Origin of the sequence: Nitrosomonas sp. Nm84, from assembly GCF_003201565.1 — a bacterium.
Taxonomy (GTDB): Bacteria; Pseudomonadota; Gammaproteobacteria; order Burkholderiales; family Nitrosomonadaceae; genus Nitrosomonas.
Genome location: NZ_QJJP01000012.1, coordinates 70648 through 93957, shown reverse-complemented (window position 1 = coordinate 93957; position 23310 = coordinate 70648). Strand labels below are relative to the sequence as shown.

At 45.6% G+C, this 23310-nt stretch carries 20 protein-coding genes; 10 read left to right on the top strand and 10 right to left on the bottom strand.

What is annotated here, in order from left to right:
- Positions 1-174: 174 nt before the first annotated feature.
- Positions 175-960: a hypothetical protein gene (locus C8R34_RS08125; RefSeq protein ID WP_110339634.1), complete on the bottom strand. Its 786-nt coding sequence runs from the start codon at positions 958-960 to the stop codon at positions 175-177.
- A 266-nt stretch (positions 961-1226) separates the two neighbouring features.
- Between C8R34_RS08125 and C8R34_RS08120 the strand changes: the two genes are divergently transcribed.
- Entirely contained in the window at positions 1227-1946 is a 720-nt protein-coding gene (locus tag C8R34_RS08120) for a Crp/Fnr family transcriptional regulator (RefSeq protein WP_110339632.1), read from the top strand.
- A 90-nt stretch (positions 1947-2036) separates the two neighbouring features.
- Here C8R34_RS08120 and C8R34_RS08115 read toward each other — a convergent pair whose 3' ends face one another.
- The 3 genes from C8R34_RS08115 to adk form a co-directional block, all read right to left on the bottom strand.
- Positions 2037-4094 carry a sodium-translocating pyrophosphatase gene (locus C8R34_RS08115; protein WP_110339630.1) on the bottom strand — a complete coding sequence of 686 codons (2058 nt, stop codon included), beginning with the start codon at positions 4092-4094 and terminating at the stop codon, positions 2037-2039.
- Between the two features lie 226 nt (positions 4095-4320).
- Positions 4321-5580, bottom strand: coding sequence for a 6-phosphofructokinase (locus tag C8R34_RS08110; RefSeq protein WP_110339628.1), 1260 nt, complete (start codon positions 5578-5580; stop codon positions 4321-4323).
- Between the two features lie 257 nt (positions 5581-5837).
- Positions 5838-6497, bottom strand: a complete 660-nt coding sequence (gene adk / locus C8R34_RS08105) for an adenylate kinase (protein WP_110339626.1) — start codon at positions 6495-6497, stop codon at positions 5838-5840.
- Between the two features lie 218 nt (positions 6498-6715).
- On the opposite strand from adk, the gene recA reads away from it, so the two are divergent.
- The 9 genes from recA (at position 6716) to mutS (ending at position 17080) form a co-directional block, all read left to right on the top strand.
- Positions 6716-7765: a recombinase RecA gene (gene recA, locus C8R34_RS08100; RefSeq protein WP_110339624.1), complete on the top strand. Its 1050-nt coding sequence runs from the start codon at positions 6716-6718 to the stop codon at positions 7763-7765.
- Between the two features lie 5 nt (positions 7766-7770).
- Positions 7771-8229: a recombination regulator RecX gene (gene recX, locus C8R34_RS08095; RefSeq protein ID WP_110339622.1), complete on the top strand. Its 459-nt coding sequence runs from the start codon at positions 7771-7773 to the stop codon at positions 8227-8229.
- A complete protein-coding gene (locus C8R34_RS08090; RefSeq protein WP_110339620.1) occupies positions 8226-8594 on the top strand; it encodes a hypothetical protein in 369 nt (122 codons plus the stop codon). The genes recX and C8R34_RS08090 overlap by 4 nt, the downstream gene beginning before the upstream one ends.
- The gene (alaS, locus tag C8R34_RS08085) at positions 8591-11185 is read left to right on the top strand and encodes an alanine--tRNA ligase (RefSeq protein WP_110339618.1); all 2595 of its coding nucleotides are present in this window, start codon (positions 8591-8593) and stop codon (positions 11183-11185) included. The genes C8R34_RS08090 and alaS overlap by 4 nt, the downstream gene beginning before the upstream one ends.
- A 109-nt stretch (positions 11186-11294) precedes the next feature.
- The gene (locus tag C8R34_RS08080) at positions 11295-11828 is read left to right on the top strand and encodes a YceK/YidQ family lipoprotein (RefSeq protein WP_219999587.1); all 534 of its coding nucleotides are present in this window, start codon (positions 11295-11297) and stop codon (positions 11826-11828) included.
- A gap of 157 nt (positions 11829-11985) precedes the next feature.
- Complete coding sequence (locus C8R34_RS08075; protein ID WP_110339616.1) at positions 11986-12273, top strand: MBL fold metallo-hydrolase; 288 nt, start codon at positions 11986-11988, stop codon at positions 12271-12273.
- A gap of 446 nt (positions 12274-12719) precedes the next feature.
- On the top strand, positions 12720-12917 hold the full coding sequence (locus C8R34_RS08070; RefSeq protein WP_110339614.1) for a type II toxin-antitoxin system RelE/ParE family toxin: 198 nt from the start codon (positions 12720-12722) through the stop codon (positions 12915-12917).
- A gap of 28 nt (positions 12918-12945) precedes the next feature.
- Positions 12946-13845, top strand: coding sequence for a hypothetical protein (locus C8R34_RS08065; RefSeq protein WP_110339612.1), 900 nt, complete (start codon positions 12946-12948; stop codon positions 13843-13845).
- Between the two features lie 640 nt (positions 13846-14485).
- A complete protein-coding gene (mutS, locus tag C8R34_RS08060) occupies positions 14486-17080 on the top strand; it encodes a DNA mismatch repair protein MutS (protein WP_110339610.1) in 2595 nt (864 codons plus the stop codon).
- Between the two features lie 36 nt (positions 17081-17116).
- Here mutS and C8R34_RS08055 read toward each other — a convergent pair whose 3' ends face one another.
- From C8R34_RS08055 to rseP, 6 genes are all read right to left on the bottom strand, one after another.
- Entirely contained in the window at positions 17117-17602 is a 486-nt protein-coding gene (locus C8R34_RS08055; RefSeq protein WP_110339608.1) for a peptidylprolyl isomerase, read from the bottom strand.
- A gap of 211 nt (positions 17603-17813) precedes the next feature.
- On the bottom strand, positions 17814-18452 hold the full coding sequence (gene rnhB, locus C8R34_RS08050) for a ribonuclease HII (protein ID WP_110339606.1): 639 nt from the start codon (positions 18450-18452) through the stop codon (positions 17814-17816).
- A gap of 35 nt (positions 18453-18487) precedes the next feature.
- Positions 18488-18931 (bottom strand): 3-hydroxyacyl-ACP dehydratase FabZ, encoded by a 444-nt coding sequence (gene fabZ / locus C8R34_RS08045; RefSeq protein WP_110339604.1) that lies wholly within the window; start codon positions 18929-18931, stop codon positions 18488-18490.
- A 61-nt stretch (positions 18932-18992) separates the two neighbouring features.
- Positions 18993-19496: an OmpH family outer membrane protein gene (locus tag C8R34_RS08040; RefSeq protein ID WP_110339650.1), complete on the bottom strand. Its 504-nt coding sequence runs from the start codon at positions 19494-19496 to the stop codon at positions 18993-18995.
- A 60-nt stretch (positions 19497-19556) separates the two neighbouring features.
- Positions 19557-21869, bottom strand: coding sequence for an outer membrane protein assembly factor BamA (gene bamA, locus C8R34_RS08035; protein ID WP_110339602.1), 2313 nt, complete (start codon positions 21867-21869; stop codon positions 19557-19559).
- A gap of 3 nt (positions 21870-21872) precedes the next feature.
- Positions 21873-23240 carry an RIP metalloprotease RseP gene (gene rseP, locus C8R34_RS08030; protein WP_110339600.1) on the bottom strand — a complete coding sequence of 456 codons (1368 nt, stop codon included), beginning with the start codon at positions 23238-23240 and terminating at the stop codon, positions 21873-21875.
- Positions 23241-23310 lie beyond the last annotated feature (70 nt).

Here is a 23310-nt window from a genome sequence, read left to right as displayed (position 1 = left end):
TACAAAATCAACTCACAGTGATGGATGAAATGGAAGGGAGGTTTGGGCAACTACCGCTCTTCTAAAACTCGGTCGCTTGCGGCCGAGTTCTTTATGTGCACTCTTCCCAAGGGGCGAAGAATTAAACCCGATAGAGATTGAAATGTGATAAGAGTTCATGTTACAGATTTGAAATTAGGCAGTTGCTAATCCTAGAAAACTATGATCAAGTATACCTACGAGCACTTCACCATGCGTCCAGTGCTTTTCAATGATATAACTAGCTTCATCTTGCACCATCATAGCCATTTTTTCGTCGGACCAAACCATCGATGAGGGTGATTGTAAGCTTGTGAGAAGCAATCCATAATAACCTTCAGTGCTATCATCAGCAGTACGAAGTGCGGTTATCTGATTCCACTCAGACTCATCAATCGCTGAAAACATATTGATTAAAGAACCATAAAATAAAGACTCTAAACTTTCATTTGTTGCTGAAACAGTTCCCAGATTTCCAACGCCCAATTCTTCTGCATCATAAGAGCCATTTTTTTGCCTGTCTCGACCTTCTGGCATAAAAGTAGGGTCATAAAAAAGTGAAAAAGGCGGATTTTGTTCGTTTTCATCTCTTAATAATATCTTTTGAACCCCATCCCTTAGCGCAACATTAGATAGGATATCGGTCTTACTATTGAAATTTACAAGTTGTTCCAAAGAACCCAAATCAGAATTTACAAGAATGCTTTTACCATCTAGTGATTTACCATCTTTGTTTATAGTATTAAAATACTCTTTAACAATATCTTTTGGATAATCTGTGATTTCGCTCAACATAGCGGTTGTAACACCATATTCATATGCAACCTCGAATATTGTTCTGGGATCCTTAATATTTAAACTAATAAACTCCTGTGCTTGTTGGATTGTAATTCCAAAGCTATTTAAATATAGCTCAGCTGAAATGAATGATCTTACTGACATTAGACTCTCCCTTTTCTATGAATGAGCAGCTATTCTAAATTTACTGTTAAATGTTTTTATTCCTACCTTTGAAGCTAATTTAGTTGGAAGCTAACGGATAAGAGCAAATTAACATAATGCCATTATATGTCGAATATCGTAATTCGCATGTAGGATTTTTTTACATTTAATGTAGTAAAGCTATTGAAAATTCTAAGTTAAGTCATTCTCATATAGAATGCTAGGTGTACTGAAAAATTTTATTCACTCAGTTTGAAAGGATTCAAGTGGCTATACGACAAATCTCACCCGATCGCGCCTGTGCATTTCTTTCGGTCATCAAGGAATTTAAAGATCTGTCTTTAACTGACCTGGAAGCTATTGCACAAGTTTGTCAGTGGTATCGCTATGAAGCTGGAGAAGAGATTGTTCGATATCACGATGATTCCAATAGTGTATTCTTCGTCACGCAAGGTGAGGCGCGTGTGAATTATAATTCTATGTCTGGTAAGGAAGTTATTTTGTGCGATCTGGTTGCGGGTGAGATATTTGGTGAATTGACGGCGATTGATGGTCAGTCACGGTCGGCTAATGTTGTTGCCAAAACCAGCACCTTACTGGCATCTATTTCCTCATCAGCTTTCCAGGAATTGATTTTCAGCAATCGGCAGATTGCAGCGGCAATTTTGCAAAGATTGACTGGACAAATACGTCGATTGACCGAGCGGGTTTTTGAATCCGATACGTTGAAAGTGCCTAATCGTATTCGTGCCAAATTGCTGCATCTTGCCAAGACACAAGCAGCGATATCGAACAATAAAGCAATTATTTCATCGGTACCCACGCATGTTGAATTAGCGTGTCTGATTGGTACGCACCGTGAAGCTGTGACACGGGAGCTCAATGATCTGGAAGCTGAAAATATTATTATGCGTGCAGGTGATGCAATACATATTCTCGATGTGGCAAGGTTAACCGAGTTGGTTGAGAGCGTTCGTTGTATGTAAAAAACTTGCTGATGCCTTGTGGCAATTCTGGCCATCAAATAAAAAAAGCACACCATAAATCGGTGTGCTTTTTAATTTCTAAAGACTATATTACAGCAGTGGAATAATCAGCAATGCCACGATGTTAATAATCTTGATCAGTGGATTGATCGCCGGGCCTGCAGTGTCTTTGTAAGGATCGCCTACAGTGTCACCGGTTACCGAGGCTTTGTGCGCTTCACTGCCTTTGCCGCCAAAGTGACCATCTTCGATATATTTCTTCGCATTATCCCAAGCACCGCCACCGGTTGTCATGGAAATCGCAACAAACAGACCGGTTACGATAGAACCCATCAGCACACCACCTAAAGCTTGTGGTCCCAGAATCACGCCGACTAATAAGGGAATCAGTACAGGTAATAATGAAGGAACCATCATTTCCTTGATCGCTGCCTGAGTCAACATATCCACTGCGCGTGAATAGTCGGGCTTGGCCGTACCTTCCATAATACCGGGGATTTCCTTGAACTGACGGCGTACTTCAATTACCACTGATCCGGCAGCGCGTCCGACAGCTTCCATCGACATGGCGCCAAATAAGTAGGGGATCATACCGCCAATGAAGAGACCGATAATAACCATGTGATTGGATAAATCAAAGGTTATCTCATGTCCGGCATGTTCCAGTGCGTGGGTGTAGTCAGCAAACAATACCAATGCGGCTAAACCGGCAGAACCAATGGCATAGCCTTTGGTAACAGCCTTTGTGGTATTGCCAACGGCATCCAAAGGATCGGTAATGGCACGAACTGAATCAGGCATCTCTGACATTTCAGCAATACCGCCGGCGTTATCGGTAATTGGACCATAAGCATCCAGAGCCACGATAATACCGGTCATGGAAAGCATCGCGGTTGCAGCAATCGCAATACCGTACAGACCTGCTAATGCATAGGCCAATAAAATACTGATACAAACAGCCAGAACTGGTGCTGCGGTTGAGCGCATTGAAACACCCAAACCTGCAATGATGTTGGTTGCATGTCCTGTTGTGGATGCTTCAGCGACATGTTGCACTGGCGGGAAATCCGTTGACGTATAGTACTCAGTAATGACAACCATGAGTCCTGTCAGTACCAGACCGATCGTTGCAGCCAGGAATATACGCATCACCAGCATGCCACCGGCAACTTCGGTACCATCAATATTCAAAGACATATCGCCCATGAACCAAACGGTCACTGGAAGATAAGCAAGTAAAGCGATACCGCCAGCAACAGCCAGTCCACGATAGAGCGCATTCATAATCTTGCCACCTTCGCGCATCTTGACGTAGTAGCAGCCGATAATGGATGCGACGATGGAAACCGCACCTAACATTAATGGATAAATCACCGCATCAAGGGCATTGGTTGAAAATAGCAGCGCACCCAAGATCATGGTAGCGATGATGGTTACCGCATAGGTTTCAAACAAATCAGCCGCCATACCTGCACAGTCACCGACATTATCACCCACATTATCAGCGATCACCGCCGGATTACGTGGATCATCTTCCGGAATACCGGCTTCCACTTTTCCAACCAGATCAGCGCCTACGTCCGCGCCTTTGGTGAAAATACCGCCACCCAAACGAGCAAAAATAGAAATCAATGATCCGCCAAATGCAAAACCGATTAAAGGTTTAATCACATCGCTGACTGCTTGATTGGGATCGGCACCATCAAATAACATGGCGCAATAGCCGGCGACACCCAGCAAACCTAAGCCGACTACCAGCATTCCGGTCACAGCACCGCCACGGAAAGCAATAGCGAGCGCTTCATTCAATCCGACGGTTGCAGCCTGAGCGGTACGCACATTCGATTGAACTGAAACGTTCATACCAAGAAAACCGGCCGCACCCGAGAGGAGCGCGCCCAAAGCAAAGCCAATGGCTGTGTCCAAACTGAGTGCTATTGCAAGAGCGATAAATAAAACAACGCCCACGATACCGATCGTCATGTACTGGCGTTTCAGGTATGCGGATGCACCCTGTTGTATAGCGGCAGCAATTTCTTGCATGCGCTGGTTACCAGTCGATTGAACATATATGCCCCTAATCCATATACCACTGAATATCAGGGCTAAAATCGCGCTACCTATTGCGATAACTAAACCATTAGCCATAAAGAACTCCAATTAAAGTCAGACCAAACAAAATCACATGCAGAATCTTGGCCTAAAAATTCCACATTATTAATCACTTGTTAACAACCTAAATACGATCAGGGTGTATTTTAATATGTTCTTGTTACCCGAGTGCAGCAAATTTCATGAAATTTGGATTGCCGGATAACTGGAGCAAGATTGTATGACTTCATTACAACACTCAAACCGGGCAATCCAGTTATTCCTAAATCTTGAACTCATCCAGTTTTTTTACAACCGCAACATTTTTTAACCGAACATAGTCAGGCAGCCCATCTTTATAAGGTGGATAGTCTTCACCTTCAATCAGTGGCACCAGGTATTCACGGCATGCTGGAGTAATACCAAAACCATCTTCACTGATAAAATCAGCCGGCATCATTTTCTCGACATTGGCGACATTGGCAAGCTGTGCCATACCCACCTTCCAGCGATATGGTGTATTGGATTCACGAACGATCGTCGGCATGACGGAATTATGTCCGGCGAGGGCGTATTCCACCGCAGCCTTACCCATGGCGTAAGCTTGCTCTACGTCGGCTTTAGAGGCAATGTGGCGCGCGGCGCGCTGCAGATAGTCAGCGACACCCCAGTGATATTTCAATCCTAGACCATCTTTGATGATATTTGCAACGACTGGCGCAACACCGCCCAATTGCGCATGACCAAAAGCATCGCGCAGCCCCTGATCGGACAAGAAGTTACCATCTTCTCCTTTAACCCCTTCCGATACCACAACTGAACAATAGCCATATTCCCTGACACAATGGTTCACTTTGGCAAGAAATTTTTCTTTATCGAAAGTGATTTCCGGGAACAGAATAACCACTGGAATTTCGCAATCCGGACTGGAAGCCAATCCACCTGCCGCAGCGATCCATCCTGCATGACGACCCATCACTTCCAGTATGAAAACTTTGGTTGAGGTCTTGGACATGCTGGCGACATCAAAACTCGCTTCGCGTGTAGAGACTGCAATATATTTGGCGACCGAACCAAAACCAGGGCAACAATCAGTAATCGGCAGATCATTATCAACTGTCTTGGGAACGTGGATCGCCTGAATCGGATAGCCAAGAGTATCTGCTATTTGCGAGACTTTAAGGCAGGTATCAGCGGAATCGCCGCCGCCGTTGTAAAAGAAATAACCAATATTATGTGCTTTGAATACCTCGATCAGGCGTTCATATTCACGCCGATTCTGTTCCAGGCTCTTTAATTTGTAGCGGCAAGAACCAAAAGCACCCGATGGGGTGTAGCGTAGTGCAGCGATTGAAGCTGCTGAATCTGCGTTGGTGTCGATCAAATCCTCGGTCAACGCGCCGATGATGCCATTGCGGCCTGCATACACATTACCGATTTCATCGGAATGTTGCCGCGCTGTTTCCAGAACGCCCGCAGCGGAAGCGTTGATAACAGCCGTAACACCACCCGACTGAGCATAGAATGCATTTTTAATTGCCATGTTTTTCTCCTGATTGATTAAATCGTAAGCAAGCTACTTATTTATTTGTATAAAAACTCAGGTGCGATTTATCGTGATCCCGAATTCTGTTGATATGAGTCAAAGACGAAGCTGGTTAACTTTATTTTAACAGGCGTTGAAAAATTATCCGCATTGCCGCTACAGTGTTAAAAACAGGCTCAAAATGCTCATTTATCATGCATAAACTGCGCTTTTTCGCCTGTTTTGCCTTGCATTGGCTGCTTCGAATATGTTTCTCAACGACCTGTTAATGCTGCGAAAATCTGATCGCGTATTTCCTCAACTGTCCCTATTCCAGCTATTTTGGTGTAGTGAGGCGCACCGTTTCCACCGTCTGCCGACCACTTCGAATAATAGCCAATCAAGGGTTCAGTTTGTTCGTGGTAGACTTGCAGCCGTTTTCTGACCGTTTCTTCCTTGTCGTCATCACGCTGTATGAGCGGTTCGCCGGTGATATCATCCTGACCAGGTACTTTGGGCGGATTAAAATCGATGTGATAAGTACGACCTGATGCCGGATGCACTCTACGACCCGACATGCGCTTAATAATCTCAGCGTCTGCGACATCGATTTCAACCACGAAATCAATGGGCACACCGGCTGCTTTCATGGCGTCAGCTTGCGGAATCGTGCGTGGAAAACCATCAAATAAGAAACCATTGGCGCAATCAGCTTGTGCAATACGCTCTTTGACCAAATTAATGATAATGTCATCAGAAACCAATCCACCGGCATCCATGATTTTTTTTGCCATGACACCCAACTCAGTACCTGCCTTGACAGCACTGCGCAACATATCGCCAGTAGAAATTTGCGGAACACCAAAATGTTCCTTAATATAATTGGCCTGCGTACCTTTTCCGGCACCAGGGCCACCTAGTAAAATGACTCGGATAGCAATTCTCCCCTTGTTACCAATTAAAATTGATTAATGCAGCTTGTAGTGAATTTATATCTGCCACTTCAATGACATCGTGCGATTATATCGCAGGCAAAGCAGATACTCGAGTTTTTTACTACAGTAACCTTGAGAAGTTAAACAACTTGATCACAAGTTACATTGATGCGGCACAGGTTATGCGATAATTTGATTGACTCTTAACAGGAAAAATCATGGACGAAAATAGAAGTAAAGCGCTTGATGTTGCTCTGGCCCAAATCGAAAAACAGTTTGGCAAAGGTTCAATCATGCGATTGGGCGCTAATGATGTCGCCTATGATATACAAGTTGTTTCTACCGGTTCGTTGGGGCTTGATATCGCGCTGGGGGTGGGAGGATTGCCGCGTGGTCGGGTCATTGAAATTTATGGACCTGAATCTTCCGGTAAAACCACGTTGACACTCCAAGTGATTGCAGAAATGCAAAAAATCGGAGGAACTGCAGCCTTTATTGACGCAGAACATGCACTGGATCCTCAATATGCGCAGAAAATCGGTGTTAATGTTCAGGAATTGCTGATATCTCAACCCGATAATGGCGAGCAGGCGCTGGAAATAGCCGATATGCTGGTACGCTCAGGTTCGGTGGATATTGTGGTGGTGGATTCAGTCGCCGCACTGACACCCCGTGCAGAAATCGAAGGCGATATGGGCGATCCGCAAATGGGATTGCAGGCACGGCTCATGTCACAGGCTTTACGCAAGCTCACCGCCAATATCAAACGCAGCAATACCATGGTCATCTTCATTAACCAGATTCGCATGAAAATTGGTGTGATGTTTGGTAACCCTGAAACCACGACCGGCGGCAACGCATTAAAATTTTATGCATCCGTGCGTCTGGATATCCGCCGCACCGGATCGATCAAAAAAGGTGAAGAAGTCATCGGCAACGAAACGCGCGTGAAAGTGGTTAAAAATAAAGTGGCGCCACCGTTCAAGCAAGCGGATTTCGATATTTTGTACGGCGAAGGTATTTCGCGTGATAGCGAGATTATCGAGCTGGGCGTATTACATAAGCTCATCGATAAATCAGGTGCCTGGTATGCTTATAAAGGTGAGAAAATCGGCCAGGGCAAAGATAATGTGCGAGACTACCTGAAAGAGCACGAAGATATCGCCCAGGAAATCGAACAAAAGATTCGATCGATTGTAGGCATTGTGGATCAAGCCAGACCTGCAAAAGAGAAAGTCGAGAAAGAAAAAACGGATAAAGAGAAATAAGCTTTGTGGAAACCCGTTCCCCCCTGGAAATGCGTGCGCTGCGTTATCTGGCTCAACGCGAGTATTCTCGTTCGGAACTGGAAAAAAAGCTTTGCGCTTACGCACGCTCGTTTTCTCCGGAAGCTTTGTCGACTGTACTGGACAAGCTGGAACAAGATGGCTTTTTATCAGCCGAACGGGTTGTTGAACAAATCGTCCGCACGCGCAGATCCCGTTTTGGTAGCCAACGTATTGTTTATGAGTTAAAAGAAAAAGGCATTGATGAGCATTTGATTCACAGTGCATTGCTATCGCTTAAGGAAACCGAGTTGGACGCAGCACTTGCAATCTGGCAAAAGAAATTTGGTGAATTACCCTGTACCAGAGAAGAACGCGGCAAACAAATGCGGTTCATGATGAGCAGGGGGTTTTCAATGGAAGTAATACAGCAAGTTTTATCACAAGCGCACGAGGAGAATCCATGAAAAAATTGCTGATGCAAACGATGTTCATACTGGCAATTTTTTTATTGGCAGGCAATCAGGCCAGTGCGGATGAAATAGTATCCATCAACGAAATCAACGAATCCACCGTCAATTTTGATGACAAAGAAGTGAAACTGAAGGGCATTGCAAAAAACCCCACACGTCTACCGATGGTCAATCTAAAATCCTATGTATTGGAAGATAAAAGTGGTGAAATTACGGTGTTAACCGAACTCGATTTACCCAAGATGAACGAAGAAATCACCATCCGCGTTAAAGTCAAAAGCCTGGCCATCGTCAAAGGCGAAGCAGTGGGTTTGACGGTATTTGAACTAGAACGATACGAGCAACAGCAAAAAATATGAAAAGCAGCGAAATACGACAAAAATTTCTCGAATTTTTTGAATCACATGGTCACACCATCGTAGCTTCCAGCCCGCTGGTACCGAACAATGACCCGACTTTATTGTTCACCAATGCGGGTATGGTGCAATTCAAGGATGTATTTCTGGGCCAGGATAAACGTCCCTATGTGCGTGCAGTCAGTTCGCAGCGCTGCGTGCGTGCCGGTGGTAAACATAATGACCTGGAAAATGTCGGCTACACGGCGCGGCATCATACGTTTTTTGAAATGCTAGGAAATTTCAGCTTTGGCGATTACTTCAAACGTAATGCCATTCAATTTGCCTGGGAATTTCTGACCCAGTCGCTCAAAATTCCGCGCGAGAAATTGTGGGTGACTGTCTATGCGGAAGACGATGAAGCCGCGGATATCTGGTTGAATGAAATAGGTGTTGAACCATCGCGAGTGGTACGAATTGCCACTATGGATAACTTTTGGCAAATGGGCGATACTGGACCTTGCGGTCCTTGCTCCGAAATTTTTTATGATCACGGGCCGGATGTCAAAGGAGGGCCACCGGGTTCTGCCGATGCTGATGGCGATCGTTACATTGAAATCTGGAATCTGGTATTCATGCAATATAACCGCGACAGTGCCGGTACACTGCACCCGCTGCCCAAGCCATCGGTGGATACCGGCATGGGCTTGGAACGGATTTCCGCGGTCATGCAGCACGTTCACAGTAATTACGACATCGATCTGTTTCAAAGCTTGATCAAAGCCGCCGCGCGCGTCACCCATACCAAAGACCTTGCGGATAATTCCTTAAAAGTGATTGCCGATCATATCCGCGCCTGCTCGTTTTTGATTACCGATGGCGTCATTCCCGGCAGCGAAGGGCGCGGTTATGTGCTGCGGCGCATCATCCGTCGCGCTATCCGCCATGGCTACCAACTCGGACAAAAACAGCCTTTCTTTTATCAACTGGTAGAAGATTTAAGCAAAGTGATGGGGCAAGCCTATCCGGAACTGGTTGCTGCCAAAGCACGTGTTGCCGCCGTGTTACAGCAAGAAGAAGAGCGCTTTGCCGAAACACTGGAAAACGGCATGCAGATTCTGGAAACTGCACTCAGTCAGAAAATCAAGGTACTGGACGGTGAAACCGCATTCCGACTCTATGACACGTTCGGCTTCCCTGTTGATCTGACTGCCGACATCGTGCGTGAACGCGGCATTAGCGTCGACCATGCCGGTTTTGAGCAGGCCATGGCACGGCAGCGCGAACAAGCGCGCGCCGCCAACAAATTCACCATGCAGGAAGGCATTGAATACAGCGGCAATCAAACCACTTTCTATGGTTACGAGACCTTGCAGCACGAAGGGCAGGTATTGGCGATTTACAAGCAAGGCAGCGCGGTGGATTTCATCGAAGCCGGTGATGAAGCGGTGGTGGTTCTGGATCAGACGCCGTTTTATGCCGAATCCGGTGGACAAGTGGGCGACAGCGGCGAGTTGCTGGTGGCGAATGGTACTTTTGTCGTAGCGGACACGCAAAAAATACAAGCCGGCGTGTTTGGACATAAAGGCCGGTTACGCAGCGGCCGACTGGTGATCAAGGATACCGTGATGGCCAAAGTCAATCCGTTAACCCGTACCAGTATCGCGAACAATCATTCCGCGACTCACTTGCTGCATGCCGCACTGCGCCAGATACTAGGTACGCATGTGACGCAAAAAGGCTCGTTGGTCGACGCCAACCGCACCCGCTTTGATTTTGCCCATAACGCACCACTATCTGCAGACGAAATTCGTGACATTGAGCGTTTGGTCAACGACCAAATCCGTAACAACGCCATCGTGGAAGCGTCCACGATGAAATATGACGACGCCATCAAGCGCGGTGCCATGGCGCTGTTTGGTGAAAAATATTCGGATGTCGTGCGTGTCATCGGCATGAGTGAATTCTCTACCGAATTATGTGGTGGTACGCATGTGCCGCAAATCGGGCAAATCGGCTTTTTTAAAATTGTAACGGAATCGGGCGTCGCTGCCGGTATCCGCCGTGTTGAAGCGGTCACGGGAAAAGCAGCGGTTGACTATGTGCAGCAGCGCGAGGCGCAATTATTGGAAATCGCTCAGACCTTAAAAACTAGTCCGCAGGAGGTCACGCAAAAAATTGCCCAAATTATCGACAATGTACGGCAAGCTGAAAAAGAACTGACACGGCTAAAAACCAAACTGGCCAGCTCTCAGGGCGACGATCTGGCGGCACAAGCGCAGGAAATAAAAGGTATCAAAATTTTGGCTGCCAACCTGGAAAATGCCGATGCTAAAGTTTTGCGTGAAACGCTGGATCAGCTCAAAGATAAACTGAAATCCTGTGCCATCGTGCTGAGTGCTGTTGAAGACGGAAAAATAACCCTGATCGCCGGTATCAGCGCTGATCTGACCAGCCGGATAAAAGCTGGTGAGCTGGTCAATTTTGTGGCGCAGCAAGTCGGTGGCAAAGGCGGCGGTCGACCCGATATGGCGCAGGCGGGCGGTACACAGCCGGAGCATTTGCCGACGGCGCTTCAAAGTGTGATGGATTGGGTGGATAGGAGATTGGTGTAGTAAGGGATGTACTGCTGTCGGCTATTCGCGCTAAAAACAGAAATAATCCTGACTTAGGATCGTTCATTTGATTGATCATCCACGACACTCGACAAGCTGAATAGTACTTTTGTACAACATCCCTGCAATCAATTCTGGTTTTAATCTGTGGTCATATGTCAGAGATAATTATCGAGCAGGCTCCGATATTGGTCTTACTATTAAGAGCGATGAAATTCCATGTGCTGAAGTGGATATTTATAACAAGAGGAGAGAGGTACTCATCATGTCGTTGAGCAATGAGCCAATATTTCTGCATATCAGTAGCATAAAAAATATATTTAAAAATACGTTTGTTTGTTTGATAGTTTTTTCTCTATCGGGATGTGGGACGATCAATACAGTTATCAAAGGCGATTCAGCCGTACAATATAATCTTAATCAAGTAAAGTCGCCTTGTGAAACGATACCGCGGATTTACAGTGGTATTTCTTATGATATCTGTGCTTTACGCGGAAAACCACCTCGTACAGCGCTGTGGTTAGGATCGGCACCAGAATTGGTGCTCATTGATTTGATGCTGTCAGGGGTATTGGATACGGTTTTTTTACCTTACACAATCTATGGGCAAATGAGTGAAGGTTCGATCCATATAAAATATTGATTTCAGATAATATTTCTTGCAACACTCGAAACAGTTGGTGGTAATTTCAATGCCTTTTGGCCCAAAAATCATGAGAAATGTCCCATGGGCCACTGTCATTTCCCAATAGTTTATTCATAATGAACTCCATCAAATGCAGATAGAGGAGTTTATAAAAATGCAATTCACGCAAATCCGAAGCGCAACTCTTAAGATTAACTATGCAGGTAAAAAAATATTGATCGATCCTTGGTTGGCAGAAAAGGGGGCAGTGCCGGGGGTTGGTGGAACGATCAACGATCACATCGGCAATCCGACGGCTGAACTACTGATGCTGATCAACGAGATCGTTGATGTGGATGCGGTTATTTTAACGCACGATTATCCGGATCATTGGGACGAGGCAGTCAAAAATGTCATCCCAAAAGAACGGTGCAGTACACTACGGAAAGAAGGTAACGTATAACCAGCTTGGTTACTTATGGGCTAGCATGAAAGGTGTGCAATAAACAACTTGTGCATTTTACTTCTCCATTATTCAATTTGAAATCGGTAATATCGGACAGATCAGTGATACGCACGATTCGTTAAGTGGAGTTTACCCACGTTTATTTTTAGAACGTTGTTCGGTTTCTTCCCACCAAATCTCCCTCACAGTTTTATTGCTTACGCCACCGTCCAATCCTGCTTGAATGGCTTAATTGTTGGTTGTTTTATGGATTAAAATCAAACGCTCTATCAAAGATAGAGAGTCGCTATGTCCGTTAATGTCAAATTACCAGAGAGTTTTGTCAATTAAGCCAAACAATATACTCAGATCGAGCATCACTCGATACCGGAGCAAATTGGGTATTGGTCAAGAATTGCATAAACAGCAAAAAGTTGTACGTGACATTGCCGTTAATCCCGTAATTGGGGAAGAAAAGGTCGCGATATAAGGGTTTAAAGTTTGTTTTATCCAACCCGCTTATTCTGCTGGCTTATCGTACTATCGATCAAGATACCGTCAAGCTACTGGCTTTAGGGCCGCATGAAAATTTTTACCACAATCTGAAACGGTTGAGCAAGTGGGAAAATAGCCGAAATTTATTACATCATTTGTGCATCTAGATCAAAATAATCCAGAGAAAGGAGTGAAATGCAGAATCGGAAAGCTATTCTGAAAGCGGGTGCTAACGTAGGTTTAATTGCTGGGATAGTGTACGTTGTGTATATCGTTTTTACGTCAACCAGTTCAACAGCCCCTATCGGTTTGATACTTATCCCCTTCTATGGTATGTCGGCCGCAGCTGTGGGGTGGGCTTTGGTTTACACTATTTTTGCTTTGCTTGATCTGAGTACCGGTAGGTCTTCGTGGAAAAGTAAGAATGTACTTGTCGCAGCAGTGTTTCTAAGCGCTTTCTCAATCGCGGGGTTCTGCTTTTTCGTGCAGCAGAGTGCGCTATCGGTTGCGAAGAATTTGTTTTCTACGCCGCAGGCGCTTGAAGAAATCAGTCAGCGCTGGATTCCTTGGGGTCGAAGGGATGTAGACATTGCATTGGCAGAGCATCCGTCAACACCTGTAGTTATTCTCGAAACGCTGGCGGAATCGAGTGATACTTCTTTGGTGCAATTAGTCGGTGCCAACCCCAGCACGCCGCCAGCGGTTTTGGAAAAGATCGCCGCTGGGCCGCTCACTTATGATCGAGTTGCGGGATTGGCCAGTAATCGCAACATTTCGCGAGCGATCATGGAAAAGTTGATCGTGGCTACGATGAGTAACGCCAACACTGCCGACCGTTGGCGTGATGAATTATACAAAACTTATGTTTTGGGGGCGCTCACCCGTAATTCAGTGCTGCCGCAAGATCTCTTCGACCGCTTGGCTGCTATCCGTTCGCCAACGAATTACATGGTGCATGCGATTATCAACCAGCCCCGTGTCAATTGTATGCAATTGTCCGAACTACTGACTTCTGCACCGTCATTGAAAAATGACGGCTTGTACTATGAAATCCTAAACAAAATGACCGAAAAGGGCTGTGCCGTCGAGGAATAGCGTCATAAATACTATGTGAACGAGTAAAATGCCGGGGGTCATCTGCGCGGATGAATGCTCGGCTGGGAAAGAGTTATCGACATCGTATGTCGATACCACAATTTATGGAAAGAAATCTAAATTTGTAGTGGTATTTTGCTCCTTGGCCTGCATAGTAAATATTGGCTTAACTCATGAGCCTCGAACTCCTCTATACCCCTTAATAGAAGGTGAAGAAGGTCGAATACTTCCGATTATGCTGTAAAATATTGATGTTCTCGGTTTACCGAAATCTATTGGCCACATCAGTGCTAGTTTGAAATCGGTAGATGAAATTGTTTTACTTTTAATTGTACTAGCTCAGATCGAGTCTGGATTACTACAATTTATGCCGGATGGCGGGAAATTATTTGAAGAAACTGTTGGGGCGGATTGTGTAAAGCTATCTGCGTTACCACCACAGTGTTAAAAACAGGCTCGTGATGTTCATTGATTACGAATAAACTGCGCTTTCCCGTCTATTTTTGCCTGGTATCGATTATCTCAAAAACGTTTTTCAATGGCCTGCTAACTTCCGAACAATTAAAATTTGTACCATAATCAACGCTTGATATCAGCGATTTCAGTTTCTCCAATGTAACAATAATCTTCTGTAGAGCCGATGAAAACCCAAAAAGACCCACATACCCCCATGATGCAGCAATACTTGCGCATCAAGGCGCAGCATCCGGACATGCTGATGTTTTATCGCATGGGGGATTTTTATGAATTATTTTTTGACGATGCGGAGAAAGCGTCAAAACTGCTGGGAATCACGTTAACGCAGCGCGGCGCTTCTGCCGGGGAGCCGATTAAAATGGCGGGGGTGCCTTATCATGCGGCTGAGCAGTATTTGGCAAAGCTGGTCAAGGTGGGTGAATCCGTCGCTATTTGTGAGCAGGTGGGGGATCCGGCGACCAGCAAGGGGCCGGTAGCGCGTGAAGTGATCCGTATCATCACACCTGGAACGTTGACTGATGCGGCATTGCTCGAGGATAAGCGTGACTGCATTTTACTGGCTTTATTTTTGCATGAATCGACTTTGGGGTTTGCGTGGCTGAATCTGGCGGCTGGGCAATTGCGTGTGATGGAGACGTCATCTCAAAATCTGCTCAGCGAGCTGGAGCGATTGCAACCGGCAGAAATTCTGTTACCAGAAACGTTGACACTGCCTGAGCTACAAGGGAAAAATTGGGCATTAAAGCGCTTACCGGTGTGGCAGTTTGATAACGATAGTGCAGTTGATAATCTTACGCGACAGTTTGCAACGCATGATTTGTCCGGTTTTGGTTGTGAAGATTTATCGACCGCGTTATGCGCCGCCGGCGCTTTATTGGAATACACCCGCCTGACGCAAGGATCGGCTGCGCTTCATATCACGTCATTGCAAGCTGAGCGAGAAAGTATCTATGTGCGCATGGATGCTGCGACGCGGCGTAATCTGGAGATTTCTGAAACCATTCGCGGTGAACGATCGCCTACGTTGCTGTCATTACTGGATACGTGCTCAACCAACATGGGTAGCCGTTTGTTGCAATTCTGGCTGCATCATCCATTACGCGATCGTTCGGCCATACAAAAACGGCTCGATAGTATTGCAGCTTTGATCGGAGAGAATGAGCAGAATCATTATCTGACCGCGCGCAGCCTGTTGCGGCAGATTGTCGATGTTGAGCGGATTACTGCGCGCATTGCGCTCAAATCTGCGCGCCCGCGAGATTTATCGGGATTGCGTGATAGTTTGCAACGATTACCGGAAATTATCCAGGCCATTGCAGCGTGTTGCAGCGAGAGAATCAGTCAATTGATCCAAGCCATGCAGATCGAACCTGCACTGGTTGAGTTATTGGGCAAATCCTTATTGAAAGAACCCGGTGTGGTACTGCGCGAAGGCAATGTGATTGCCGATGGTTATGACGCTGAACTCGATGAGTTGCGTGCGTTGCAAAACAATTGCGGGGAATTCCTGTTGCAGCTGGAAATGCGTGAAAAGGAGCGCACCGGTATTCCTAATCTGAAGGTGGAATACAATCGCGTGCATGGTTTTTATATTGAAGTCACGCACGCGCACAGCGAAAAAATCCCCGATGATTATCGGCGCAGACAAACCTTAAAAAGCGCTGAGCGCTACATTACGCCGGAACTGAAAGCTTTTGAGGATAAAGCATTGTCTGCGCAGGACCGGGCGTTGGCGCGGGAAAAATATTTATATGATGGATTGTTGGAGGCGCTATTAAAGTATGTCCATGCACTGCAGAAAATAGCCGCGAGCATTGCTGAGATTGATGTTCTGTGCGCACTGGCGGAACGTGCGCAAGCACTTGACTATTCTGCCCCGCATCTATCTGATGAGGATGTTTTTACCATAGAGACCGGCCGTCACCCGGTTGTGGAGAGCCAGATAGAAAACTTTGTTGCCAACGATGTTCAGTTAGGCGCTGAGCCTACCGGAAAGCCGAAAATGCTGATGATTACCGGCCCCAACATGGGCGGTAAATCCACCTACATGCGGCAAATCGCGCTCATTGCCTTACTAGCTCATTGCGGCAGTTATGTACCCGCCAAACAAGTGCGCATCGGTGCGCTGGACCAGATCTTCACCCGGATTGGCGCTGCCGACGATCTTGCCAGCGGCCGATCGACGTTTATGGTGGAAATGACGGAAACAGCCAATATATTGCATAACGCGACGGCACACAGCCTGGTGCTGATGGATGAAGTCGGGCGTGGCACCTCCACCTTTGACGGTTTGGCGCTAGCGTTTGCAATTGCCCGGTATTTACTGACTAAGAACCGCAGTTTTACATTGTTTGCAACGCATTACTTTGAATTAACAAAGCTTGCGGAAGAATTTAAGCACATCAAGAATGTTCACTTGGATGCGGTGGAGTATAAACACCGTATTGTTTTTCTACATAAAGTGGCCGAGGGTCCGGCAAGCCAGAGTTATGGCTTGCAAGTCGCCGCATTGGCAGGCGTTCCCGAGTCAGTCATTAAAGTGGCGAGAAAGCACCTGATCAAACTGGAACAGGAGAGTGTAAAGAGAGCACCACAACTGGATTTGTTTTCCAATTCCGTTTCTGAGCCGGAACAAGATATTGCAAAAGAGCATCCGGTGATTGCGATGTTGCAAAACCTTGCACCGGATGAACTCAGCCCCAAGCAAGCGCTCGAACAGCTTTATGTATTGAAGAAAGCAATTGATACTACAAAATGACAGTTAATCTTTCGAGCAACCGGATCCGATTTTTTGTTAATGCTCATGACCATGACCATGCGCACCATGCACATGCTCATGAGTAATTTCATCCAGCGTGGCTGGGCGAACTGCAGTCACTGTACAAGCAAAATTCAATCGCATGCCTGCAAAAGGATGGTTGCCATCGACAATGACGCTATCGTCAGTCACATCGGTGACTTTGTAGACGATGACGTCATCCGAGTCTTCTGCACCGCCCTCAAAATGCATGCCCACCGCCACATTATCAGGAAAAGAACTGCGTGGTTCTACGCGGATCAATTCGGCATCATATTCACCAAAAGTATCTTCCGGTTCCATAGAAACGGAACAGGAATAACCAATTTCCATTTCATGCAGCGCTTCTTCAACCAAAGGAAAAATGCCGCCGTAGCCACCGTGCAAGTAACTGATGGGCGTATCTGTTTTTTCCAGAATGTTTCCTGTGGCATCTGACAATTCATAATTGAGAGAGACCACGGTATTTTTTTCGATGCGCATAGTATAGGTTTATCCTTATTTAATCTAATACTAAAAGAGTTTATCTAAAACTTATATGAAATTGAATAAGCGCCATTATACGCACAAAGCAAATTTTTGCCTTGTTTTGGAAGATATAAATGCTCGGTGAAAATGCTATCCCCAGCTATTGCAATTACTTTATTATCCCATTTTTCAGACGAAATTCAGTTACTGGTTAAGTAAATACGAGTTAGCAGCAGTTTGGTATTGCTGCTTGTGTGAGCGTATCCTGGGAAAGTGAGCTTTTTCTGACCGGCGCAAAACTTTGCCGGTGTATCTTGCTGGCACCATGTTGTTGTAACGCGGCTAAATGTTGTTTGGTGGGGTATCCCTTGTGCTGATCAAATCCATACAATGGGAAACATTGATGCAATCTTTGCATTTCTGCGTCCCGCGCTGTCTTGGCAAGGATTGATGCGGCTGAGATTTCGGGTATCAGACTATCACCTCGTATGATGGTGCGTACTGGGCATTTCAGACGCGGACTTTGATTGCCATCGACCCATACCAGATGCGGTGTGAAGGGCAAGCTTTCGACAGCGCGTTTCATGGCAAGCAAGCTGGCTTGTAGAATATTGAGCTGATCAATTTCTTGTACCGAAGCAGAAGCGATTGCCCATGCTTTGGCATATGTTTTGATCGTGATTGCCAGCGCGTTACGCTTTTTTTCACTTAATGTCTTAGAGTCAGCCAATCCGTCTATTTTGTAGCCGGCATCCAACACAACGCATGCCGCAAAAACAGGCCCAGCCAGTGGTCCTCTGCCAGCCTCGTCGGTACCGCAAATCAACGTATTGGCACCAGTCGTTTCGATTCCTGGATTTTTCATTCGCGGCAGCTATAACAGCGGGAGATGGTTAAGTATCATATATTTCTCGAGGTACACATCAGTTTGGCTTCAGTGACGAGTTGTCCATCGACTTCAGCGCGCGCTGAATATTTCCATAAGCCTTTTATTTGCCGCTCGATGGCCACCTTGAGCATTAACTGATCGCCGGCCATAACAGGTTTTTTAAAACGAACGCCATCAATGCCTACAAAGTAATAAACTCTGTCGTCCTTGCTGGTTGTGTCTTCTGTTCTAAGTGTCAGAATGGCGGCAGCTTGCGCTAATGCCTCTACAATCAAAACGCCAGGCATGACAGGATAATGCGGGAAATGCCCTGAAAAGAAGGGTTCATTGATAGAAACATTTTTTAGCGCAATGATATCCTTGCCCGCCTCGAAAGAGATCACTCTATCCACCAATAGCAGCGGATAGCGATGTGGAAGATATTTTAGGATTTCATGAATATTCATGGTGCTCATATTGTTTTCCTTTTAACTCAACATCTATCTTAATAGACGACTGGATTCCATAAATGATGGGTTATTCACTATTGAGTGCTTTAATGACTTGGTCTGTAATATCAATGCGATGGCTTCTATAAACAGAGTCTTGTAGTTGCAAAATCAGATCATACTTTTCCGCTTCGGCGATTTTGCTGATCGCTCGATTGGTACGTTCTAGAATGACGCCGTATTCCTCATTTTGACGCACGCTCAGATCTTCACGCATTTGTTTTTGTGCGCGCTGATATTCCCGGCTAAGATTTGCCAGATTTCTTTCTAAGTGGCGTCGTTCAGTCTCTTCCATGGTCATGCCGTTTTTCTCAAGTTTGTCTTGAAGTGTCTTAGCTTGTACAGCAATTTTTTTGATATCTTCGTCACGTGGCACAAATTCCTGTTCAATTTTTTTCTGTGCTTGTATCGCCGGCAAAGATTCTCGCAAAATTTTTTCGGTATTTACCACACCAATTTTGATATTGCTGGCATACGCAATACCGTCGGCCAATCCACTGGCGAAAGCCATGAGGATAAGGACCATCGTCATATTGCACCACCATTGATTGATTTTTTCCGGTATTTTCACCTGACAGGATCTCAACTGAATTTAGAATTGTTGGCCAAACATAAATTGGAATCTTTGTAAATTGTCAGCAGGAACGTCGTTGAGCGGTTGTGCAAGGCTGACTTTCAGCGGCCCCATCGGCGATACCCAGGTAAGCGCAATCCCAGCGGAGTAACGCATGAAATTGTTAAGTTCACTGAAATGGTTAAATGTTGTACCGCCATCCAGGAATGCACTCAAGCGCAACGATCGGTCATCTTTCATAAATGGCACGGGATACATCAGTTCTATATTACCAACAACACGTTTACTAGCACCTACTGCAAACAACCTTGAGTTGAGGGCAGAGTTGCTGGTATTTGGGATAACCGTATCACGAGGGCCCAGAGAATTTAAGTCATAACCCCTGACAGAGTTATTACCCCCGGCAAAAAAGTTTTTGAAAAAAGGTAGTGATTTTCCGGTATAGCCATCACCATAACCAAACTCTCCATTGATCATCAGGGTCAGATCATCTGTAATGGGATAAAACCATTTTTGATGGTAACTCACTTTATAGTAATTTAAATCCCCACCCGGTGCGCTGACTTCACCAAATAATCGATGCGTCGTTCCGGAAGTTGTCCAAATCGCGCTATCACGGCGGTCACGCGCCCAGCTGATTGTGAGCGGGAAATTGTTGGTTGACGTGCCAAACTCCCTAACGAAATCTACGTAGCGTGGCGGACTATTCTCGAAAATACCCAATTTCGTGTTTTCTGCCGCCAAACCGATCGATACAATATCATTTTCTGCAATCGGGATACCTACTCGTATTCCGGCGCCTACAGTTTCGGTTTTAAACTCGCCAAATCGGGTTAACGGTCGTGTGTCTACGTCGCGTTTGTAAACATCGAATCCAAGGCTTACTCCATTCACTGTAAAATAGGGATTGGTAAATGATGCGGCATAGGTTTTATTGATCGCGCCGGTATTGACATCAAGGCTAAAGAAATTACCGGTGCCAAAAATATTGTTCTGAGAAATTGAACCGTTCAGAATCAGTCCCTGGCGATCCGAGTAACCAGCACCGAACATAATAGATCCGGTGGGCCTTTCTTCTACTTTGACATTGATATCGACCTGATCAGTTTTGTTAGGTACGGCCGGCGTTTCCACGTTAACACTGTTAAAGAAAGCCAGCCTATCAACGCGTTGCTTGGAAAGATTAATATTTTTCGTGGAATGCCAGGCGCCTTCCATTTGACGAAACTCGCGGCGTATGACTTCATCGCGTGTACGGTCATTACCCGATATATTGATACGCCGCACGTATACACGCCGTCCCGGATCAATAAAAAATGTGAAGGCTGCTTGCCGGTTTTCATAATCCAGTTCCGGTGACGCATTGACATTGGCAAATGCATAGCCATCGTCACCTAAACGATCTGTGATCAATTTAATGGATTCCGTCAATTTCTGGCGCGCAAATACTTGTCCAGCCTTGAACAATATCAATTTGCGAATTTCTTCTTCCGGTATCAGGAGCTCACCAGCCACTTTGATATCAGAGACTTTATACTGAGCTCCCTCGGTAACATTGATGGTGATGTAAATATCACGCATATCGGGTGTTATGGACACTTGCGTGGACTCAATATTGAATTCCAGATAACCGCGATCAAGATAATAGGAGCGTAGTGTTTCTAAATCGGCGCCTAGTTTCTGTTTTGAATATTGGTCATTTTTGGTGAACCAACTCAATAAATCAGGCTTCCTGAGAACAAGCAGACCGCGTAACTCGCTATCTTTAAATTGTTCGTTACCGACAAAATTTATTTTTTTGATGCGGGCGGTGCGGCCTTCATGAATGTCAAAATTAATGCCAATGCGGTTACGTTCTAAAGGTTTCGTCGTGGTGGTGATTTTGACGGCATATTTGCCGCGACTGATATATTGACGCTTGAGTTCTTGCTCGGCGCGTTCCAAAAGTGAGCGGCTGAAAATTCTGGATTCCGCTATGCCTGCTTGTTTTAAGCCTTCAGCAAGCTTATCTTTTTCAAATTCTTTTGCGCCGTTGATGCTGATTTGCGCGATAGCCGGCCGTTCATCGACTTCTACGATTAACACACCGCTTTCAGATTTTAATCTGACATCTTTGAAGAAGCCTGTTGCATAAAGTGCTTTGATGGCTTCTGTTGCTTTTGCTTCATCCAGCGTATCGCCGACTTTAATCGGGAGATAACTGAAAATAGTACCAGCTTCAGTGCGTTGTATACCTTCAACGCGAATATCTTTAACTACGAAGGATTCACTTGCCCAGCATGAGATCGCAAAGAAAAAGCCAGCTAGTGCAACAAAATACTTGAATTTCATTATCTAACCAGTGATAAGCCGATTAATATCGTTATATATGGCAAAAACCATCAGTGTAAGCAACATCGCCAGACCGATCTTCTGGCCAATCAGCATAATCTTGTCAGAAAGTGGAGCCCCTCTGATCATCTCGATGAGATAATACATTAAATGTCCGCCGTCCAGAATGGGGATGGGCAGTAGGTTCAGCACACCGATGCTGACGCTGATTAAAGCAAGAAATGCCAAATAGGATACCAATCCCATTTGTGCAGATTGGCCAGCATAGTCAGCAATCGAGATGGGGCCGCTGACATTTTTCCAGGACACATCCCCCGTGATCATTTTAGATAGCATTTGTAATGTTAGGATGGTTGTTTCCCAAGTCTTCTCAATTGCTTTCTGAATCGCTTTACCGGGTGGATAGCTGACGGTGATCATTAATTCTTCGAATTCAGCTTGATTGATAACAGGCGCTATGCCGATCTTGCCGATTTGCTTGCCATTTTCTGTGGCTGTTTCCGGTGTGATGGCCAGCATGACCACTTGATTGTCACGTAAAATTTCCAGCTCTAGGGTGCGCCCTGGATTGGTGCGTATCTCTTGCACCAGCGTCATCCAAGTTTCGATTTCGATATTATTGATGGCTAAAATTTCATCCCCTACTAGTAAGCCGGCATGATAACCAGGGCCATCAGCGACTACTTGAGCGATAACAGGCTTGATCGTGGGCTGATAACTATTTAATCCGATAAGTCCAAGCAAATTTTCATTTAATTTATCGGGATCAATATGACTCAAGTCTAAATGTCGCCAGTTGATCTCGCCATTCTTATTGACGGTTTGTACTTTGACGTTTGCCGATTGATCAATTGCGTATCGTAATAAAGTCCAGCGGGCATCCTGCCAACTGACGACTGCTTCATTCTCGATACTGACAATGGTTTCACCTGCTTCAAATTTTGCATAGGCAGCAGGTGTGGCCGGTTCAACGGGTCCCAATACTGGTTTCATGCCATTAACACCCAGTATAAATAGTAGCCAATACAGCGCGATAGCTAATAGAAAATTGGCTATCGGGCCTGCTGCAACGATGGCAAAACGACGCGCAACCGGCTGACGATTAAACGCGCGAGATAAATCTTCGGGGGCTACTTTACCTTCATTCTCATCCAGCATTTTGACGTAACCACCCAGTGGGATAGCCGCAATTACCCACTCTGTTTGATCTTTTCCCCAGCGTTTACGAAAAATGGGTTGACCGAACCCAATGCAGAATCGCAATACTTTGACGCCATTCCAGCGGGCTATCAGGTAATGGCCAAATTCATGGAATGTAATCAGGACGCCTAAGGCAACAATGAAAGAAATGATTGTATAAGTTATAGACATATCAAGTTGTTGTGCCAAGTATGCACGTGGAGATGGATGTTAACTGCGTGACGCTGATCATTTCATGGCT

Bases quoted from the DNA above. Each gene is read 5' to 3' on its own strand.
- C8R34_RS08125 (WP_110339634.1), bottom strand. From the start codon at position 960: ATGTCAGTAAGATCATTCATTTCAGCTGAGCTATATTTAAATAGCTTT.
- C8R34_RS08115 (WP_110339630.1), bottom strand. From the start codon at position 4,094: ATGGCTAATGGTTTAGTTATCGCAATAGGTAGCGCGATTTTAGCCCTG.
- C8R34_RS08110 (WP_110339628.1), bottom strand. From the start codon at position 5,580: ATGGCAATTAAAAATGCATTCTATGCTCAGTCGGGTGGTGTTACGGCT.
- recA (WP_110339624.1), top strand. From the start codon at position 6,716: ATGGACGAAAATAGAAGTAAAGCGCTTGATGTTGCTCTGGCCCAAATC.
- C8R34_RS08090 (WP_110339620.1), top strand. From the start codon at position 8,226: ATGAAAAAATTGCTGATGCAAACGATGTTCATACTGGCAATTTTTTTA.
- alaS (WP_110339618.1), top strand. From the start codon at position 8,591: ATGAAAAGCAGCGAAATACGACAAAAATTTCTCGAATTTTTTGAATCA.
- C8R34_RS08075 (WP_110339616.1), top strand. From the start codon at position 11,986: ATGCAATTCACGCAAATCCGAAGCGCAACTCTTAAGATTAACTATGCA.
- C8R34_RS08065 (WP_110339612.1), top strand. From the start codon at position 12,946: ATGCAGAATCGGAAAGCTATTCTGAAAGCGGGTGCTAACGTAGGTTTA.
- mutS (WP_110339610.1), top strand. From the start codon at position 14,486: ATGAAAACCCAAAAAGACCCACATACCCCCATGATGCAGCAATACTTG.
- C8R34_RS08055 (WP_110339608.1), bottom strand. From the start codon at position 17,602: ATGCGCATCGAAAAAAATACCGTGGTCTCTCTCAATTATGAATTGTCA.
- rnhB (WP_110339606.1), bottom strand. From the start codon at position 18,452: ATGAAAAATCCAGGAATCGAAACGACTGGTGCCAATACGTTGATTTGC.
- fabZ (WP_110339604.1), bottom strand. From the start codon at position 18,931: ATGAGCACCATGAATATTCATGAAATCCTAAAATATCTTCCACATCGC.
- C8R34_RS08040 (WP_110339650.1), bottom strand. From the start codon at position 19,496: ATGACGATGGTCCTTATCCTCATGGCTTTCGCCAGTGGATTGGCCGAC.
- bamA (WP_110339602.1), bottom strand. From the start codon at position 21,869: ATGAAATTCAAGTATTTTGTTGCACTAGCTGGCTTTTTCTTTGCGATC.
- rseP (WP_110339600.1), bottom strand. From the start codon at position 23,240: ATGTCTATAACTTATACAATCATTTCTTTCATTGTTGCCTTAGGCGTC.